We start from the raw sequence: 16,605 nt of genomic DNA, 5'->3' as shown, positions 1-16,605 counted from the left end.
AAAGGAAAACCCATGACCACCACCAGCAACTTGGCACGCAAACTCGTCGGACACGCCATCCACGGGTTGCGTCCCTACATCAAGGCTCTCGAAATCGCCAAGGGCGACCATGTCAGCCAGGGCGAATTCCGCTATCAGATCTCGGAAGACCGAGGCACAGCGCGCATCCTCCGCAACCCCGTCGTTGGCGCTGAGACGCCGCTTTCGCAGTGGCTCACGGTCGAAGGCAGCGAGCGTTCGATCGCCGATTGGGCGGAAGTCGGCAAGCAGGCGCGTCTCGCTTTCATCGGTCTGAAGGCCACGAAGGAGAAGCTGCGCCTGGAAAACGACCATGTGCAGTTCACTCTGAACGCCATCACCGGCGTGGCTCACGTGTCGCGCCGCGGTGAAGTGCTCTCCGAGTATCCGACCACCATCGCCGGCTGGGCTCCGGTTGGGCGCGAGGTGGAGATTCGCTACTTCGAAAGCTACAACGCTGCCATCGACTGGAACAACCAGGCTGCAGCTGCCGGCGTTCGCGCCACGATGGAGAAGCTCGGCATCTTGCGTTCGGAGCGCCCGAGCAAGTAAGCAGACGTGATCTTCTGGTACCGCATCTGATGCTGTGATTCTTCCACCGACCACGAGCATCGAGGGATTTCGTATCTCTCGATGCTCGTGGGGTTCGGTTTTCTGGGGCTTTTTCTTTCGGACTTTTCTACTGTGTCTTGTAGTAGCTTGTGGTGAATCTCTGTCGCAGCAGTTGGAATTAAGGTCAGAATCTTTCCTGTCAGGCGTTGAATGAGGGTGGATTGCCGGCGTCAAAGAGCTCGCTGACTGTGCTCTGTGATGCAGCTGTATTCAACATGGATTTGATGGCTGCACCCGAATCGCCACCATTGGCGCCGTCAAAGGCCGTTCTCAAAAAATTTGCAAAGACAGTGGGCGCTTTGATAACCGCGTCGAAATTATTGCCTTCAATTTTGTCGGCTGCCATAGATTCGTACCGCAGTGGAGGGGTCAGAAATCATAATGCGCCGCTCCTGCGGCGTTGTCAAATGAAGAAACTTGGTTACCCAGGTTCGATGGCGATTTTCCACCGTTGAGCTGAGAAATTCCGGGGAAGAATGAAGTGAGATTCAGTCATTGGTTCGGAATGTGGAGATTGCTATGCCATCGACGTCTAAGCTATTAAGAAACACCATTCTTGCAGTGCTGGTTTTACAAGCACTGACAGGCGTCTCTGCCTCTGCGCAGAACGTGGACAAGATCAACAAGTGGTTTGATGCTCAGAAAGGCAAGACCTATCAAATTCAAACTCCAGGGGCCGTTCAGAACGTGCCCGGTAAAGTGCAGGCGAGCGGCAACATCCAGAGCCCCGGGAATATCCAGAAGCCGGGTAACATCCAGATTCCCCGCGGGATAAAGGCGATTAAGCAGTCAGATGAAGGTAAATGTGAGCATCGGTATGTGGTTGGCGCGGATGCTCTCTTCGACTTCGATAAGGCGTTTCTTAACCCCAAAGCGGAGCAAACGCTGAAAGCTCTTGGTCCGATGCTTGCAAAGGAGCAGCGCTACGAAATCAAGGTTGAGGGGCATACTGACGGCATCGGGAGCGATGAATACAATCAAGACTTGAGTGAGAGACGTGCCAATGCAGTTCAATTTTGGCTTGTGGACAACAAGTTCATAAAGGCGGCCACCGTCATTGGATTCGGTAAAAAACATCCGATTGCGCCCAATACAAAGAAGGACGGCAGCGATAATCCTGCCGGACGCCAGCTGAATCGTCGCGTTGAAGTAGTCGTAGATCGTTGCAAGGCGGAAGACGTTTCGCAGAAATAACCCGTAGTTGTGCTATAACGCTCTTAAGCTCGGCAATTGGCAAAGAGGGGACAAATGTTCAAGAAATTTGGTTATTTTGCGTTGGCAACGGTTATGTTGGGATGCACTTGTTCGCGTGCTTTGGCAGATACTATCGATGAACAGTACAAGGAATTTTTGAGCCGATACAACGTCGCCAAAAACAGCAAGCAGATCACTGCGAACCAGGCTTCAGAGCTGGATCGAGACCTTCGCTCCTTCAGCAAAACTAAGCGCGCTTTGAGAGACGCGCATGCAGATGTAACGACTGCAGAGGATGAAACGAAGCTGAACGGCATGCTCAATGATATTGCCCAGAAATTGGAATCAATGACGGCAAACAAAGCGCCTGCTGAAGCGAAGAAGGCACCGAAGGCGCCTAAAGCAAAGTAAGCAGAGTCAGTTAAAGTTCAGACTACTTGGTGTCATCAGCTTCAGTTGGTGGCACCATTTCTGCCTGGTCTGTTGTTCTTCGTCTGTTTGGTCTGAGCGCTGAGTAATGAATGCTCTTGGTGCGGTGGCTGACAGCTATTTGTGCGTTTACTCAGCTATTTGTGCGTTTACTGACAGTTATTTCTGCAAAGACTGACATCAATTCTGCTCCAAGACGAGAACGTCAAGTTCATTTGTGGCTGGAAATCATTCAGCCGTGTGGATTTTCGGCTCGGTCACGAGTCGTGAAAACTATTCTCAATAGTCTTGCTAAAGCTCCTGCTTTAGTTGAGAATAATTGTCAGAAATCGGCGCGTTTTATAAGGTGACCTTTGAACACAGTCTCTAATCATCACTATTGGTTGCACGTGAACTTTCCAGTTCCGGCAAAATCCAAAAATAGTCAATCTGATGCGGTTCGATCGACCTTTTCTCATGACTTACGAGGCAGGCGGGTCTGGGCGAAAAGTCCTGTCATCGACTGGTCTCGCAGTTCTGTCGCTTGTGAACCAAATTGTGGAGGCACTGTTGCCTTTCATGATGCAGACGATGACATCACTGTCATCTGGGATAGTGGCAACGTCACTATTCACAGCAAAGATGAACTGCTGCGTATCGCATTTCTGATTGGCAGGCATCGAACTTTGCAAGATCACATCGATTGTCTTGCTAATCGGTGCAAGTGTAAACCTGCTCCAGTGGCGGGTTTGGCAGGCAATTCCTGAAATAAGTTAGTACTCAAAACAAATATTTCTATTCAGTCCAAGGAGATTCAACATGGGCAAACTTTTCTATGGCACGCAAACCGGCACGACTACTGCCGTTGCTGAACAGATACAGTCGGTATTTGGTCCACTTGTAACTGAGGTGCACGGTATTTGGACGGCTAAAGCCGAGGACTTCGCTGCCTGCGATTTCCTGATTTTGGGAGGTTCGACCTGGGGCGACGGCGAGTTGACTGATGATTGGCTCGACTTCTGGCCACAGCTGGACAGAATAGATTTCAGTGGCGTAAAAGTGGCTCTATTCGCCCTTGGAGATCAATACGGTTACGGTCATAATTTCGTCAGTGCGATGAAAATTATGTACGACAAGATCAAGTCAAAAGGCGGCATCATAATCGCCGATCAGATCACAACTGAGGGCTTCGATTATTCACATTCAGATTCAGTTGTGGGCGGAAAGTTTGTCGGCCTGGTTGTAGACGAAGTGAACGAACCAGAAAAAACTGCAGATCGCATCCGTGTCTGGGCTGAACAAGTTAAACGCGCTCTCGGTCTGGTCAGCATTTAATCATGAACATTTTGGCTGCCGATTGTTGATACCATTTGTGGTATCGCGCTTGAATTTCTTCCGATATCGGAAAAAATTCCTCGATGCCGGACAAAATTTCAGGCAACATCCTGACGATCGGTCGACGATATGTTGATCTTCCGTTCTTCTCGCAACACTCGTCCCGACTCCAGTTCTGAGAGGATGCGGAGGCGTTTCGATGCCTCTTTCACCATATTTTGTGCCTGTTCGTCGGTTGAGTGAAGCCAGATTTCTATGGCTCTTTCGTACAAAGTTTGCGCTCCGGTGAAGTTCTTTTCCTGTCCGTAGACCTCGGCGAGCTGAAAAAAATTATTGGCCAGGCGATCGCTTCGGGGACCGTCTTTGCTCTTAATTGCTGCAATCAAACAGATGTAAATGCTTTTGGCTTGCGCCAGATTTCCGCTCTGTTGAGCTTCGGCCGCCATCTGCTGAAGCTCGAGTATCGGAATGTCGTGAATTGACGTGGTCATCGTGCTCGGTCCCCTCTCGACATTGGGGTCGAATCAGATCCGGTTTTTGTTCCGGCCTGATGAGAGAAATGTGGCGATAGTTAATGTGTTCTTCGTAACTTCCACACTGACAACTGCTTGCTGCTGCTTCAAACTGGCCGGGAACGCCCTTTCATTAACGGAACGAGATGAGCAGTCATCTGAGCGAAGCCATGCGCGACTCAAGCGCCGGTAAGAATAGCTCTGTCGAGCATTCTTCCCAGCACGCCAATTTGCTTGACCTGGGTGTCGATTTCATGCACTCGGCTGTATACGCTGGTATCCAGGCTCCCCTCACAGGCGCCACTCAGTTAATCGATCAGGTTGCCGGCACTCACCTGGATAAATCTGTTTCATTCATAGATGCCCCTGAGCACGCTCAGTTTGGTACGGCCGATTGGCATGCTCAGCAACTCGGTGGCGCACTGGGCACGGTCTTGCCATTTCTGGCTGTGCACAAAGGTATGTCGGCTGCGCTCGGTGAAAGCGCCCTTATGTCCAGTCCAATTGCCCAGGGTGCAGGTAGCGGATTGGTTTTCGGCTCAATATTTCAGCCGTCCGAGACAGGACAGAATTTCTGGACATCGCGACTGAAAAATGGAGTTGGTAGCGGCGTCACTTTTGGGGCGTTGGGTGGTTTCAATGGTGCGCTGGGCAAACTGGCAGAGAGTGAGGCGTTGAGTGGCACATTCGCTCAAAGGCTTGTTGGCAATCAAATCTTTTCCGGTATCGTATCTGGTGTGCCTGCCGGTTTGATTGGCGCCGAGACTGGTTCGATTTTAGCCGGTAAAGGACTGGCGTCAGGGCAGGAGCTAACTCAATCTGCTTACTCGTATGGATTGATTGGTGGACTCTTCGGTGCAGCAGGCGCTATGGCACAACGTCGGTCGCAGCCTGACGTCGAGGTTCGTAACGATGCGGTTTTCGCATCTGAGCAGAAGCCTCAAGAAGAGTTGCCTGTGCAGACCAGAGTACCTGAGCTGCCGACTCATGGACGAGAAGGTATGGAGGTAGTACTCGGTGCTGGCGGGGTGCGTGGTTTTGGTCTGGTGGGATTGCTGCGCTATCTCGAAGATAACCACGTCAAAGTAGGCACTGAGACTGGGGTTTCGATCGGTTCCATAGTGAGCGCCTTGCACTCTAATGGCTATTCATCACGCCAGATCGAGCAGATTATGAAGGATGAGTTGGTGCATCCTGATATGCAGCAGTTGGGACAGACTCCCAGAGGCTGGCGTCATCCGTTGCGGGCGGTTGGAAGTCATTTTGTCAGCATGCGTTCTTCGATGGAAAGTTTCGTCGACAAATATCATCTCAGTCCGCAGGATAACTTGCGTATAGTCGCTTACAATCTCAAAACTCGTAAGCCGATCGTCTTCGAAGGGAAAAATTATGACCTTGCCGAAGCCCTGGCCGCATCTTCATCAATCCCTGGCGCGATGAGACCTGTCTATTACCGTCCATCTAAGGGCGAGTTGCCTGAAAGTATGCGCAAGAGCGGTTTGCTGGTCGATGGCGGCGCGTACAGAATGGCACCATCCGAATTTTCCAATGAGCCTGCAATCATTGCCAAGATTAGCTCTCAGTCACCATTCCCGTCATTCCGCGGCACTCCACTGCGCGAGATTCCAGGTTTGATTCAACCGGCTATTTTTGCCGCGTTCAAAAAGCGATATACCGAACCAAGCGGCCCGCACTTTGTAGTCTCTGTCGGTGATACGACAGTGAATGCCCTTGATATGAATCTGCCGGACGTGAAAATAAACGACTTGATCGATTATGGCTATAAGCAGGCGAAGTCTAGTTTAGACGAACATGTCAGCCATGGCGATATTCCGGTTGAGCCGGTTGTCTTCTCGACACCGGCTGTTGATGCGCCTCAGGGGCGGCAGTCGATTCTGGCAAAATTGTTTTCTCGCTTTCATCGAGACCATTCTCAAACCAGCGCTCAAGGTTAATTCAGCTCACTTGTGTGGGTTTGCTTGAAGTCAGGCGGTTGTGCCTCGTAGACTATCATCTGATCAGTGTGTGAAAATGTTTGGCATACACACCACTTCGCGATTCGGGTAAGTCGATGTCAAATCTTGTCTTGGTTCGAGATCCAAAGTTTCAGCAACACCTTACGCCAGAACTGCATCCGGAGTCGCCGCAGCGTCTTGCGGCGATTGATACGGCCTTTCATAAAAGCTCTGTAGAGCACAACATAGATGAGATGAAGCCTCGTCTCGCTGAAGAAGATGAGATTGCAGCCGTGCACAATCCCGCCTACATAGAGGATTTGTACAAGGGGTCGTTGAAAGTGAAGAAAGGCGAGTTCTTCCAGCTCGACGGCGATACTTTTATGAGTCCGGAAACTTATGATACGGCAAAGTTGGCGGCTGGTGCTGGTTTGACCGGTGTGGACGCGGTGGCGGAACACGGTTTCTTGAGTTCCTTTGTGGCCGTGCGTCCCCCTGGTCATCATGCACTCTATGCAGCTCCAATGGGCTTTTGTTTGTTCAATAATGTTGCCATTGCTGTCAGGTATGCCCAGCGGAAGCTTGATTTGAAGCGTGTTTTGATTATCGACTGGGATGTTCATCACGGCAATGGCACCCAGGATTTATTCTATGATGATCCCTCCGTCTGCTTTATCTCGTTTCATCAATATCCATTCTGGCCGCCTGAGACGGGATGGTATGCAGAAGATGGTGCCCGGGAGGGAAAGGGATTCAATATCAACATTCCTTTACCTGCAGGTACTGGCGATCGGGGTTATTTCAAAGCCTGGGACGAAATTGTCAAACCGGTTTGTCTCGAGTATCAACCCGAGATGATCTTTCTTTCCGCCGGCTACGATGCACATCAAGACGATCCGCTCGGGCAGCAGAGAGTGACTACGGCCGGTTATGCAATGATGTCTCAGCGTTTGCAGGATATTGCCAGGCAGATTGGCTGTAAAGTCGTTTGTTTCCTCGAGGGCGGCTATAACACGACGTCTTTGTCGGCGTCTGCTGTTGCCACAATGCGTGTTTTGAATGCCACCACTGCTGATGACAGCGCCCGCGTGCATATGTCGTATCTGATGCCGACGACGACAGGGCAGGAGTCTATAAGTGCTGACAGGAACTTGCTTCTCGTCGACGAACGTGTGGTTGACATCAGAAAGCATCTATCCAAGTATTGGCATTCTTTGAGATAGCAACGTTTGTGGAGGTTTCGATGGGGAAAGTCGTCGTTGTAGGCAGTCTCAGTCAGGATTTAGTAGCCAAGGCGCCGCGCTTTCCTCAGAAGGGCGAAACCTTGCGTGGTCTGGAATTCGGCATGTTTGCCGGTGGCAAGGGTAACAATCAGTCCATGGCTGCTGCCAGGGCCGGTGCGGAAGTGTCGCTTGTCGGCAGAGTCGGTAACGATAGTTTTGGGCAGATGTTGATTGATACGTTGCGGAGAAATCACGTCGATGCTCAGCGTGTAATTCAAGACCCTGAGGTTGGAACAGGTATCGCACACATTACCGTCACTGCTGAGGGCGAAAATGCAATCGTAATTGTGCAGCAAGCGAACTTGCGTTTATCTCCGGCTGATGTGGAGGCCGCCAGGGCAACCATTTCTGCTGCTAAGGTTCTGTTGCTGCAGTTAGAGGTGCCACTCGAGACTGACATCGCTGCCGCTAAAGTGGCTCGCGCCGCCGGCACCATTGTCGCTTTCAATCCCGCTCCAGCTCCTGACGATGGCGTCTTGCCGAGCGAGCTTTTGCACAATGTCGATATCATCACTCCCAATCAAACAGAGGCGCAGCAATTAACTGGAATTGTCGTGTCGGATATTACATCCGCCACGGAAGCGGCGAGGAAGCTCAAGGCGTGTGGACCGAAGATTGTCATCATTACGATGGGTGAGCAAGGCGCTTTTGTCTATGACGAAACGATATGCGAGTTGATTCCTTCCTTCCCCGTCCATGCAATTGATACAACTGCTGCAGGAGATGCCTTTTGCGGCAGTCTTGCAGCGGCACTTGCTCGCGGTGAAGATCTGCGCACAGCTGTTCGTTGGGCTTGTGCCGGGGGCGCACTGGCTACTACGAAGATGGGTGCTGAACCTTCTTTGCCTGACGGTGAGGAAATCAAGAAACTTGTCCTCAGTGCCGCCATTCACTGAACTTCGATCTGTGCGCGCTAGCACGAAGCTGTGTTTGGCTCGTGCGAGCTCGTAGCTCCTGGTGCGAGCTTACGCTATGTACGAACGCTCGATTGCACGATTAAGTTTCATACGCTGGTGCCACCACTGGTGGTCGCCAAGCGTTGCGGCCGCGCCTAATTCCGGCTTCTCGGGCGCTTGGAAACCGGCGCTGGCGCGAGCTTCGATGCGCGTGTGATATTTCTTTTTGCATAGATCAATTTGTAAATTACAGACGCTTTTCATTTTTACAAATCCACACTAACTACTGCGAACCCATCGAAACAACCTGTACAAGCCCTTTTTCTCTTCTCCAGCGAGAGGATGAATTATGGCTCGTTGTCTCTATGTGTTTGCATACTGTTCTGCTGCAACTGCGCGGCAGAATCAAAACTATAAGGAGCCACGCAAATGGACGGCTCAAAACTATGTCAACAGAGTGCCGGTCAAGAGGATGACTGGACTAAGCTTTACGAATCAGCGTTTCCTGCCGATGAGCGCTCACCGGTTGAGGAACTGCGCAAGTTGATTGCTGGCGGCTCGTTGTTGCTGCACAGGACAGTCAACAAAAGCGACGAGCTACTGTGTTTTTCCCTGGTCAATGTGATGAGCAACTTCGCGCTCCTCGCCTACATCGCCACCGATACGACAAAGCGCTCAGGCGGATTCGGGTCGAAGCACATGAAGCAGCTGGTGCAGACGCTGCGTGCGCAGTATCCGACTTTCACTGCCTTGTTTCTCGAAATCGAATCGACCAAAGAGGTCGGTCTCGATGCTGAGACTCTCAAGATGCGCAAGCGCAGGCTGGCTTTCTATCAGCGTTTGGGCGCCAAGCGGCTGAAGCAGAAGTACGGTATGCCCAGTTATGCGAAGAAGGGTTCAAAGGCGGCAGGCGAACTGCTGTGGATTGAACTTAGCAACGCTTGTGTGTTCGAGGCTGATTTGCCCAAGGTAATCACTGAGATTTTTCAGAAGGGTTACGGGCTTCCCTCGAATGATCCCAACGTGCTTGCCATCATTTCTCAGTGGGCTGCGAACTTGCCTGTCAGCCCTGCTGTATGCGCTGTACCTGAGGATCCGATCGTCGTTCCTGCGTCGTCGTCGGCAGCTGGCTCAACGAGCGATGCTGGTGACGGCAGCGTTCCTTCGCAGCCGCCTGCGACTGCGTCGAAGGATGCGGGCACATCGGCGCCGCCTGCGACGGAATCGAAGGATACATCGACTCCGCCTTTGCCGGAAAAGAAAGAAACAGATCCTCTACCAGTAGGATAAGGCCTGGTTCTGAAGAGCGGGCAGTCACATGAATCTTCGCTTGATTCTGTGACTGCCTGCATCTTCAATCCGGTCTGCGTCGGCGTCGGATTCTATCGCGGCAGCATCCTGGCGCACTTTGTTTTCAGGAGTTTGTTCTTTTGGATTTTACTATTAATCCATATAGTTGATAGAACGCTTTGTCGCTCCCGAAGCGCTGAAATTCGACCTGCTGGGGAACGTTACTATCGGGCATTTCAGTTCAGTGCGGGCACTAACCGTGAAGAAAAAAATCGAGCCGATTTCAAAGCGAGCGCCCTCAAAAGAATCTCTTGTTCTGAGTCTAATAGCGGCACTGTTTCTGAGCCAGTCCCCGGCGTTGTCGAAGGACGAGCCGAAGATGTGGCTGCTTAGCCAGAAGGAAGAAGATAGCGGCGATTTTCTTGTCTATGTATGGCGAGACGGTGTGAAAGTGACAGTGACAAAAATGGACTGTCAGGTTTTAGCATGTGCACCTGATTGGAAAGTTCATTGTTTTCGAGATAAAGAAAGGATCGAGTGGGTAGGCGCTATGAGCCAGTTTAGCGGCGTTGTGATGGCTAATCCTTTCGCTGTGGCAAAACCATCGGCGCTCGCTAACTTAGATTTTGTTGGAAATGGTGAGTATAACGGGTTGCACTGCGCGAAATATTCGACCCGGCAAGCTGCGAAGAATGTGCTCTACACTGCCAGAGATATTCCTGCCTCACCGAAGGTGTCAGAGTTTCTGTCTCGACTTTACTATTTGCCGAACATGAACGGGGTTCCGCTTTACCGATGCTCCGATAAAGGAAGTGGTCGCCGGCTAAAAACGGAGGTGATCGGTCTTGATGTCGGCAACGATTTGAGATCAGGGCTGTCTGTCAAATTGCAGACCAATTCGTGCCGTCAGCTGCCTTTCGACAGGCTGAAATTCGAAGCTCCCAGAGGCTACAAGCGCGTGACTGACGTCATTCAAGTGACCTATTCGGCTAATAAGAAAGACCAGTTCGTTGAGATTTTTGGCAACGTGGGCTTCCGCACAAGCGGTAAAGGCGAGCATGACGAGAAAGTTTCGAAGTGATTTTTTTGCGCACTGAGGCGCGCGCCGATTCGCTGCCGGTCAGCCATTCAAATGTTGTTTAAAGACATCGATCTTTTTGCGCGTAGACGACTCTTCAAGATCTGGGAAGTAGATAACGCATTCACCCTCGTTGCGTTTTGCGTTTTGATAAAACGGTGCTGTGGAGGCTAAAGCTAGATTGGCCCGGTTCGCTGCGTTCAGAATTGCCTCGTCTGAATAATCGCAAAATTGCACCATCACCTTGAGCCCACCTGTATGCAGCGGTACTTGCGCCCGCGCGCCGAATGCCCGCTTCAGTTCGTAAATCAGAGCTCTTCGCCGCGGGCCGAAGTCATGCTGTAGTTTGCTTATGTGCCTTTGCAGGTAGCCTGTTTCTAGTAACTCGGAGAGTGCTAATTGCGGTTGGTTTTCGGCTAGATTGGCGGTGCGTATTTTGGCGATGTTCAGAACCTCGCATAACGATGAAGGCACAACAGTCAGACAAAGAGATGTTAGAGGGTAGAGAATTTGCCAGAAACTAGTCAGATAGATGACGTTATCCTGCGTGTCCATTGACTTCAATGATGGTGGCATCATCTTGCCGTAATGGAACATTCCATCATGTTCATCCTCGATAATCAAAGCGTCGTTCTTCTGCGCCCAGGCAAGCAGCTGCTTCCTCCTCGTCAATGTCATCGTTATGCCTGATGGTTCATGGTGATTCGGTGTGACGTAGACAAGTTTGATTCTCTCCTGGCAATTCGCCAGCCTCTCTACCGAGAGTCCATCGCTGTCAATGGGAATTGGCACGACATTTAGCCCGAGGTAGGCAGCCGTGCTCGCCGGACCACCAAATCCGGGATCTTCAATGGCGATGGAGTCGCCCGGGTCGAGGAAGATGCGAAAAATCAAAGAAAGTGCGCTGAAAGAACCGTTGAAAATGACTACGTCTTCTGGTGAACACAGCGCACCGCGATTGGAGCAAATGTATGAGGAAAATTGAGTGCGTAACTCAGGACGTCCAAGAACGTTGGCAACATAGCCGCGTTCACCAATCATTGAGGGTGCCGCGAAATTCTGTAGGGCTTTCTTCCATCTTGCCGTTGGTCTATACGTTTTTGGAACAACTCCGAATCGGATCGGTTCGTAACTGTCGACCTGGGTTCCGATGTCTTCACCGCTTTCGTCCAGCAACCCCCTTGCATAATCAGATAGTCGATTTTTGTTCAGCGACTTCTCAAGTCTCTCTTTCACAGGCACCTTGGCGGTGCTTGAAACGAACATTCCTTTGCGCCCATGGCTTTCTATCCACCCGAGGCTTTTAAGGTGGTCATAGCACCGTACAACGGTGTCTCGTGAAACTCCCAGGCTCTCGGCCAGGGAGCGGCTGGTGGGCAAAGTCGAATTGACGGACAATCGCCCTGACTTTATGGCTTCGATTATCGATTCAGCGATCTCCAGATAACCCAGATGTTTTCCTTCAAAAGCTTCTAAATCAATGAGTGCGAGCATTTTATTTACCGGATACAGTGCCAGACCAAAACTGCATATTATCCCATACCACGTTATCGAGTAAAGCTAGAGCCGAATTGAGTTCTGGCCATGCGAGGGGCTCGCGCGAGCTTGTGTGAAAGCAGCGGTCAGGGCTGGTCCGTGCGCTTAGCCAGTCCAGAAGTTATTTATTATGCCTTACCAGCACTACTTGGCAAAGATAATTTCTTGGTGCGGCAGTGCAAAACAATTGCTTTTGTTTGCCACCGAAATCAAGATTGCATTATCTATTCACTGTTAATCTGCGGTCGCGAGGACACATACACCTTCTGAACACATAGTTGTGCAAGTTTCAACGCTTCTGGGAAAACTGGAGGAAGGCGTCATGAATGCATCGTTAGACACGAATGCGGCGAGCTTCTCAGATCTGCATCTGGTGCTGGGCAGTGGCGGCACTCGCGCCTTCCTTGCTGGTGCGGGTACGATTCTTGCTTGCGACGTTGCTGGTGTTAAGAACTGGAAATCTATTGGTGGCGTTAGTGGTGGCTCGATCATCAGTGCTCTCTACGCTGGGGGAGTTCCGGCTCCAGTGCTCGTCGAGGAGGTAATCGGATATGACTTCAGCAAGCTCTTTCGCCAGACTGGTACGATTTATCGGCTGATTCGCAGTCAGTTCCCTCGTCGTCCGAAGAATATGGAGCGGCTGCCGATTCGCAAGGGCATCATGACTTCAGACGGTCTCGGTGCAATCGTCGAGCAGCATGTATCAACCTGGCCGGCGAATTTCTGGACGATGGCTGTGAGCGGTAAATACCAGTTTCTTTTCACCGCCAATGGTGTCTTTCAGGTCAATAAAGGTGCTGTGGTCTGCATTTCCGATGTACCTGCTCCATTGGGCGTTGCCATTAGAGCCAGTTGCGCAGTTCCGGGCATACTCGAGTCGATTGAATTTTCAGGGCGTCAGCTCTTTGACGGAGCGCTGAGCGATTTCGGAGATTGCCCCACCGAAATTGTACGGCGTCACTTCGGGGCTTCTTCCAGGAAGATCGTCGCCTGTGACGTTTCGGGAGGCATGACACGGAAGCGCAAGGCCTGGTTGATTCTGGGACGGCTCATCACCGGTCGTATTTCACAGAGGCTACATGTTCACAGCCGCGCTGACGAGATATTTATTGCACCCAGGGTCGATCATCTCAGTCACTCTCTGGAGTTTAGTTTGACTCGTGAGCAGAAGGAAGCCGCTGTGCTTTCCGGTTTTAGTGCGGCTGTGGAGCGGCTGGCCAAATCAGGTCTGCTTTCTGGCGAACTTTTGACTCGATGCCTGGAGGCAGCGCAATCTTACACAAACTTGCATAGGCTCTTTATCGCCGGGCAGATGGTCACGAATTAAACCCCTGCGCTTTTCGGTGGTGTCAATAGCCTGGCTTGGCCTGGCACCACCGATTTGTTTTCACCAGACACCCTTCGAAACATTTGTATCTGGGCGGGTTTTAAAAATTTCCATTTATACTATATGCCAGCGTTGAGCCTTTGCGTTTCCGGTGGAGTGACTTTTGATTTAGCCAGGAATTTTTTGAACAAATCCAGATCCAGTTGAAAGGCGGCGGAGCTGACACGAACGTCTCCAGAAAACGGATAGTCGTAGTTGGCTAACAAAAAAATGTTCAGTGCCATAACTGTTGCTACCAGCCCCGTCATGAGCACTTGCGTTTTTTCGTTCTGGACTTCGAAAAAATAGGTGAAGGCGATTGTAGCGCCACCACCGGCAAAGACGACAACCCACATGCCGAGTGGCAGTTGATTGACCATTGCGGCAAAGCGCAGAGTTCGATAGTTTCCGAGATGTGAGATTGCGGACAGCACTGCTTGATGCACATTGCTCTGTCCGTTGTTTGCTGGTACGAATTCAACACAGAGACGCCAGATATCGCTGTAAATTTCCCAGGCTTCAGGAGATGATTTTTTCTGCTCCATCATCTCCCATTCTTTGTTGATCAGGACGTCTGCATAACTGGTGCACTTGTTTTGTAATTCGCTGCGAAGAGGCTCAGGAAATCCTGCCGAAGCCCTGAATACATCAGCCAGTGCACCGGCCTCTTCCTGAACATTGATGCGTGCTTCATCAAAACGTTGTATTGCTCCTGCGACAAGAAATCCCAGGAGCACAGAAAATAGCGTCCCGATTACAGAGAGAAGCGGATCGGCTACCGCATGGTTCATCCGTAATTCGTTCAAGTCTGCTCTTTTGCGTACCATCAGCATGCAAAAGATCGCAGACCAGATTGCCAGAGCGATAAATAAAAATCCGTAGAAAAACGTCACTGCAGGAATGCTCCAATTTAACTGAGCAATTGTCCCACAATATCGTCCCTGTTCAGGTCTTCGCTGCCGGCTGGTTTAGTTTAATTAGATTCCACTGTTGTGTCTGCGTTTTGCTTAAATGCACGAGGCAGGTGCTTTGAGGTTTGAGAAGATTAGCTAAACCTGTGTCGTAAACAACTGTTTTGTTGCTGCCTACGAACCATGAGGCGCGCATGTCTTTTTTGTCGACAGCTCCGTGGACGGGTTTTGTCTCCTGTGTCAGAGCGTTGTAGTAGTTGCCGCGAATGGTGCCGGCTTTGTTCACTGCCAGTTGAAACATGACAGTTGTATTGGTCTGCGATCCTTGCGTCAGTGAGTAAACTCCCAGCGGTTTCCAATCTCCCTGTGTGGCTTTGGTAGGGGTGGGAGCCACTGCAGGTGTTGTCGCTGCCAGGCTCTGCGCCTGATCGTAATACGTCTCAGCTGACGCTGTCGGCTGGCTGCCGTAATAGACCTGATTGTTTTGATAAGTGATGTTGTTGCCATAGTCGTATTCGACTGGTTCGTTGGACATACCCCACCAGCCGCCCAGATCGCCCCAGCCTACGCCACCCCAGGCCCAGCCATAGCCCCAGCCGGGGTAGTACCATGCGTCTGGATGTCTGTCCCACCAGTTCCGGTCAAAGGCGTCGTATCTGTAACCGTCCCGAACCGCCACCGCCCGCGAGGCCAGGTCGGCTCCTGAAACTCTAGACGTCGTTGGAATGCCCTCGTTGCGAGCTGTTGCCTGCATAGCGATTCTGCCAAATCCGCCATCCGAAGCCAGTGGTCCATGGCTGTAGGTTGCGCCGGGGTTGAACCCGGTGCTTCTGTCAATCGATGATGAACCGTATTCATGGTCGGCGCCGGCTCTTAAATCTGATTCCGACACGGGAGGGTGATCTACAATTGGTCTGGAGTTCTGGAACGCCGAATCGTCTGTGCGTCCGCCGAAATCTCTCGGTCCATCATCAAATCCCCGGTCGAAGCGTGCTGCATCGTCGCCGAATCCCCGGTCGAACCCTCCGCCGAAGCCCCTCCCACCGCCGCCGCCTCCGCGGGCCAGGGCTGGTGCGATTGCTGCGGCCGATAACATTGAAGCTGCTGCTGTTAAGGCAAATAGTTTTTTGGTTCTATTTTTCATATGAATCCTACTTACTTGAGGCTGTTCCATCGCGTTTTATTGTCACTGCCGGTAAATCGGGCAATGAGGTGTGTCCGCGACTGCGATTGATTGATTGCCAGGTAAATGTATTATCGTCTATTTTCTTGAAAATATAATCTGCACTGTATATGGTGCCGTCGGGAGTCATGCTGCTGGCTCGTTCTATCCACGTCTGTGCGTCTGTGTTGATCATTCGGCCATAGCCGAAACCACCATTGGCCGCGTAATGCCAGACGTTTACTTGAGAGGAGCGAGGATTCCATCCAATAATCTGCAAATCGTCATTTCGTTCCGTACCGGCGGTGCCTGGATCAGTTGTAAAAGTGCATGTAATAAAGGTTTTGTCGTGATTAGGCATCCAATCGACGTGCAGGTGCGTGTTTTGTGCAGACCAGTTGCCCAGAAGCCAGCTCATGCGTGGCAGTCGGTTTTCCGGTGCTTTGTCGGGTGTCTTTTCGGCTGATTCAACCACCATCTCCATGTACCAGACGCCGTCGTTCTTAACGTGCGTGACGGTGTAGCGCCCTGTGGAGGCTGGAGTTGCGCCTTTTACAATCTCTGAGGTGCCTTCTTCTATTGCTACACCGGGGCTGGGAAAACGAATTGAGTCAACCTTCACAGTCAAGGGCTGATTGCCGATCTGTTTGAAGAGGCTGTCGAACATCGACTGTATGGCTGCTCTGCCCTTGTACTCCTGCCCGTTCACGTCGATAAACGAGCCCTCGGGAGACCACATATTAGCCAGCCCTTTCGAGTCGCCCGCTGCGAAGGCGGCAGCATAATCTTGAGCTTGTTTGCGTAAAAGCTGCTCATCGTTCGCTTGCGATTTGGCTGTGACATGTTTTTTCGCGAGAGTTGGAATATTTGTTGATGGTATCGTATATAGTATCAACATCGTCAGCCCCAGCGCGCATTTGATGCGGTTTCTTCTATGGGGGTGATTGCGTGCAATGCTTTTGTTGATTGGTAAGTACATTAGCCACTCCTGCCGGCCGGTAGACTTACATTCTTGTCCCACCTGATGGCGCTGCTAAAACGTGTTTCGG

Annotated in this window: 18 protein-coding genes; 11 read left to right on the top strand and 7 right to left on the bottom strand. The window is 51.3% G+C overall.

Going from position 1 to position 16,605, the window contains the following annotated elements; translation table 11 throughout:
* Positions 1–12 precede the first annotated feature (12 nt).
* Complete coding sequence (locus EKK48_12730; GenBank protein ID RTL41779.1) at positions 13–570, top strand: hypothetical protein; 558 nt, start codon at positions 13–15, stop codon at positions 568–570.
* 199 nt (positions 571–769) lie between these two features.
* Here EKK48_12730 and EKK48_12725 read toward each other — a convergent pair whose 3' ends face one another.
* Positions 770–976 (bottom strand): hypothetical protein, encoded by a 207-nt coding sequence (locus tag EKK48_12725; GenBank protein ID RTL41778.1) that lies wholly within the window; start codon positions 974–976, stop codon positions 770–772.
* A 173-nt stretch (positions 977–1,149) separates the two neighbouring features.
* On the opposite strand from EKK48_12725, the gene EKK48_12720 reads away from it, so the two are divergent.
* The 4 genes from EKK48_12720 (at position 1,150) to EKK48_12705 (ending at position 3,567) form a co-directional block, all read left to right on the top strand.
* Positions 1,150–1,824: an OmpA family protein gene (locus tag EKK48_12720; protein RTL41777.1), complete on the top strand. Its 675-nt coding sequence runs from the start codon at positions 1,150–1,152 to the stop codon at positions 1,822–1,824.
* A 54-nt stretch (positions 1,825–1,878) separates the two neighbouring features.
* A complete protein-coding gene (locus EKK48_12715; protein ID RTL41776.1) occupies positions 1,879–2,235 on the top strand; it encodes a hypothetical protein in 357 nt (118 codons plus the stop codon).
* Positions 2,236–2,606: 371 nt separating this feature from the next.
* Positions 2,607–2,999, top strand: coding sequence for a hypothetical protein (locus EKK48_12710; GenBank protein ID RTL41775.1), 393 nt, complete (start codon positions 2,607–2,609; stop codon positions 2,997–2,999).
* Positions 3,000–3,051: 52 nt separating this feature from the next.
* Positions 3,052–3,567, top strand: a complete 516-nt coding sequence (locus tag EKK48_12705) for a flavodoxin (GenBank protein RTL41774.1) — start codon at positions 3,052–3,054, stop codon at positions 3,565–3,567.
* 98 nt (positions 3,568–3,665) lie between these two features.
* Here the strand turns inward: EKK48_12705 and EKK48_12700 are convergent, their stop codons facing one another.
* Positions 3,666–4,058 (bottom strand): tetratricopeptide repeat protein, encoded by a 393-nt coding sequence (locus EKK48_12700; GenBank protein ID RTL41773.1) that lies wholly within the window; start codon positions 4,056–4,058, stop codon positions 3,666–3,668.
* 167 nt (positions 4,059–4,225) lie between these two features.
* On the opposite strand from EKK48_12700, the gene EKK48_12695 reads away from it, so the two are divergent.
* The 3 genes from EKK48_12695 to rbsK all read left to right on the top strand — a co-directional run bounded on the left by EKK48_12695 (position 4,226) and on the right by rbsK (position 8,213).
* Positions 4,226–6,034, top strand: a complete 1,809-nt coding sequence (locus EKK48_12695; GenBank protein ID RTL41772.1) for a hypothetical protein — start codon at positions 4,226–4,228, stop codon at positions 6,032–6,034.
* Positions 6,035–6,150: 116 nt separating this feature from the next.
* A complete protein-coding gene (locus EKK48_12690; protein RTL41771.1) occupies positions 6,151–7,257 on the top strand; it encodes a histone deacetylase in 1,107 nt (368 codons plus the stop codon).
* A gap of 20 nt (positions 7,258–7,277) precedes the next feature.
* Positions 7,278–8,213 carry a ribokinase gene (rbsK, locus tag EKK48_12685; protein RTL41770.1) on the top strand — a complete coding sequence of 312 codons (936 nt, stop codon included), beginning with the start codon at positions 7,278–7,280 and terminating at the stop codon, positions 8,211–8,213.
* 69 nt (positions 8,214–8,282) lie between these two features.
* Here the strand turns inward: rbsK and EKK48_12680 are convergent, their stop codons facing one another.
* Entirely contained in the window at positions 8,283–8,477 is a 195-nt protein-coding gene (locus EKK48_12680; GenBank protein RTL41769.1) for a hypothetical protein, read from the bottom strand.
* A 165-nt stretch (positions 8,478–8,642) separates the two neighbouring features.
* On the opposite strand from EKK48_12680, the gene EKK48_12675 reads away from it, so the two are divergent.
* Positions 8,643–9,503, top strand: a complete 861-nt coding sequence (locus EKK48_12675) for a hypothetical protein (protein RTL41768.1) — start codon at positions 8,643–8,645, stop codon at positions 9,501–9,503.
* Between the two features lie 259 nt (positions 9,504–9,762).
* The gene (locus tag EKK48_12670) at positions 9,763–10,584 is read left to right on the top strand and encodes a hypothetical protein (protein RTL41767.1); all 822 of its coding nucleotides are present in this window, start codon (positions 9,763–9,765) and stop codon (positions 10,582–10,584) included.
* 39 nt (positions 10,585–10,623) lie between these two features.
* Here EKK48_12670 and EKK48_12665 read toward each other — a convergent pair whose 3' ends face one another.
* Positions 10,624–12,075, bottom strand: coding sequence for a PLP-dependent aminotransferase family protein (locus tag EKK48_12665; protein RTL41766.1), 1,452 nt, complete (start codon positions 12,073–12,075; stop codon positions 10,624–10,626).
* Between the two features lie 364 nt (positions 12,076–12,439).
* Between EKK48_12665 and EKK48_12660 the strand changes: the two genes are divergently transcribed.
* Positions 12,440–13,444 (top strand): hypothetical protein, encoded by a 1,005-nt coding sequence (locus EKK48_12660; GenBank protein ID RTL41765.1) that lies wholly within the window; start codon positions 12,440–12,442, stop codon positions 13,442–13,444.
* Between the two features lie 119 nt (positions 13,445–13,563).
* Here the strand turns inward: EKK48_12660 and EKK48_12655 are convergent, their stop codons facing one another.
* Genes EKK48_12655 through EKK48_12645 form a run of 3 tightly spaced genes read right to left on the bottom strand, consistent with a single transcriptional unit; the run spans position 13,564 to position 16,535 of the window.
* Positions 13,564–14,376, bottom strand: coding sequence for a DUF4239 domain-containing protein (locus EKK48_12655; GenBank protein ID RTL41764.1), 813 nt, complete (start codon positions 14,374–14,376; stop codon positions 13,564–13,566).
* A 52-nt stretch (positions 14,377–14,428) separates the two neighbouring features.
* Entirely contained in the window at positions 14,429–15,538 is a 1,110-nt protein-coding gene (locus EKK48_12650; protein ID RTL41763.1) for a hypothetical protein, read from the bottom strand.
* 7 nt (positions 15,539–15,545) lie between these two features.
* On the bottom strand, positions 15,546–16,535 hold the full coding sequence (locus tag EKK48_12645; protein RTL41762.1) for an SgcJ/EcaC family oxidoreductase: 990 nt from the start codon (positions 16,533–16,535) through the stop codon (positions 15,546–15,548).
* Positions 16,536–16,605: the final 70 nt, after the last annotated feature.

It is taken from the genome of Candidatus Melainabacteria bacterium (assembly GCA_003963305.1).
Lineage (GTDB): Bacteria > Cyanobacteriota > Vampirovibrionia > Obscuribacterales > Obscuribacteraceae > PALSA-1081.
This window is presented reverse-complemented; position numbering and strand designations above follow the sequence as displayed.

Excerpts from the sequence above, each read along its gene's own strand:
- EKK48_12730 (RTL41779.1), top strand. The coding sequence starts at position 13 with ATGACCACCACCAGCAACTTGGCACGCAAACTCGTCGGACACGCCATC.
- EKK48_12725 (RTL41778.1), bottom strand. The coding sequence starts at position 976 with ATGGCAGCCGACAAAATTGAAGGCAATAATTTCGACGCGGTTATCAAA.
- EKK48_12720 (RTL41777.1), top strand. The coding sequence starts at position 1,150 with ATGCCATCGACGTCTAAGCTATTAAGAAACACCATTCTTGCAGTGCTG.
- EKK48_12715 (RTL41776.1), top strand. The coding sequence starts at position 1,879 with ATGTTCAAGAAATTTGGTTATTTTGCGTTGGCAACGGTTATGTTGGGA.
- EKK48_12705 (RTL41774.1), top strand. The coding sequence starts at position 3,052 with ATGGGCAAACTTTTCTATGGCACGCAAACCGGCACGACTACTGCCGTT.
- EKK48_12700 (RTL41773.1), bottom strand. The coding sequence starts at position 4,058 with ATGACCACGTCAATTCACGACATTCCGATACTCGAGCTTCAGCAGATG.
- EKK48_12695 (RTL41772.1), top strand. The coding sequence starts at position 4,226 with ATGAGCAGTCATCTGAGCGAAGCCATGCGCGACTCAAGCGCCGGTAAG.
- EKK48_12690 (RTL41771.1), top strand. The coding sequence starts at position 6,151 with ATGTCAAATCTTGTCTTGGTTCGAGATCCAAAGTTTCAGCAACACCTT.
- rbsK (RTL41770.1), top strand. The coding sequence starts at position 7,278 with ATGGGGAAAGTCGTCGTTGTAGGCAGTCTCAGTCAGGATTTAGTAGCC.
- EKK48_12680 (RTL41769.1), bottom strand. The coding sequence starts at position 8,477 with ATGAAAAGCGTCTGTAATTTACAAATTGATCTATGCAAAAAGAAATAT.
- EKK48_12675 (RTL41768.1), top strand. The coding sequence starts at position 8,643 with ATGGACGGCTCAAAACTATGTCAACAGAGTGCCGGTCAAGAGGATGAC.
- EKK48_12665 (RTL41766.1), bottom strand. The coding sequence starts at position 12,075 with ATGCTCGCACTCATTGATTTAGAAGCTTTTGAAGGAAAACATCTGGGT.
- EKK48_12660 (RTL41765.1), top strand. The coding sequence starts at position 12,440 with ATGAATGCATCGTTAGACACGAATGCGGCGAGCTTCTCAGATCTGCAT.
- EKK48_12650 (RTL41763.1), bottom strand. The coding sequence starts at position 15,538 with ATGAAAAATAGAACCAAAAAACTATTTGCCTTAACAGCAGCAGCTTCA.
- EKK48_12645 (RTL41762.1), bottom strand. The coding sequence starts at position 16,535 with ATGTACTTACCAATCAACAAAAGCATTGCACGCAATCACCCCCATAGA.